Origin of the sequence: Microcoleus sp. S13_C3 (assembly GCF_036700905.1) — a bacterium.
Classification (GTDB): Bacteria; Cyanobacteriota; Cyanobacteriia; order Cyanobacteriales; family Microcoleaceae; genus Microcoleus.
In genome coordinates this window covers 1-1,047 of sequence record NZ_JAUBPT010000367.1, presented here as the reverse complement: position 1 = coordinate 1,047, position 1,047 = coordinate 1, and the positions used below count along the sequence as shown (strand labels likewise).

The 1,047-nt window shown below is 57.4% G+C and carries 1 protein-coding gene; it reads right to left on the bottom strand.

Annotated features, from left to right (window positions below):
* On the bottom strand, positions 1 to 1,047 hold a 1,047-nt coding region (locus QUA16_RS36770), incomplete at both ends, for an Ig-like domain-containing protein (RefSeq protein ID WP_333181803.1).

Genomic DNA, 1,047 nt, shown 5'->3' with positions numbered 1-1,047 from the left:
GGATTAACTGTGACGGTACTACCAGTAACAGTGACATTGGCTGAGGTGACATCAATGGTTTCTACAACTGAGTTGTCAGAGACTTTCTTGATGACAATATTGCCAGTGCCTTTTTGTACGGCTTCACTCAAGGTAACGACTAAATTAGCAGTAACTGCAACACTGGTGGCGTTATCGGCGGGGCTGAAACTGGCAGCGGTGGGGGCTGTGGTGTCAGCCGTGCGCGTCAAAGCAGTGGCCGCTGTATTGTTGTTGCCGGCAGCATCCGTAGCTATATTGGCGGGGATGTTAACTGTAACTGTGCCGCTCCCTGTGGGGGTGACTGTAAAAGTGTAGGTGGTGCCGGTGCCACTAAAGCCGCTGACGGTGCCGTTGGTGACGGTGATATCACTGGCGACAAAGTTGGTTGTGCTTTCACTGAAGGTGGCGGTGACGGGAAACGCTGCGGTGACGGTGGCGGCGGCGGCGGAAGTCAGGGCTACTGTGGGAGCAATACTGTCAAAGGTACGGGTTAAGGGGGTGGCGGCGGTGTTGTTATTTCCAGCCGCATCGGTGGCGACACTGCTAGGGACATCAACCGTGACGGTTCCTTGGCCGGTGGGGGTGACTGTAAAAGTGTAGGTGGTGCCGGTGCCACTAAAGCCGCTGACGGTGCCGTTGGTGACGGTGATATCACTGGCGACAAAGTTGGTTGTGCTTTCACTGAAGGTGGCGGTGACGGGAAACGCTGCGGTGACGGTGGCGGCGGCGGCGGAAGTCAGGGCTACTGTGGGAGCAATACTGTCAAAGGTACGGGTTAAGGGGGTGGCGGCGGTGTTGTTATTTCCAGCCGCATCGGTGGCGACACTGCTAGGGACGTTAACCGTGACGGTTCCTTGGCCGGTGGGGGTGACTGTAAAAGTGTAGGTGGTGCCGGTGCCACTAAAGCCGCTGACTGTGCCGTTGGTGACGGTGATATCACTGGCGAGAAAGTTGGTTGTGCTTTCACTGAAGGTGGCGGTGACGGGAAACGCTGCGGTGACGGTGGCGGCGGCGGCGGAAGTCAGG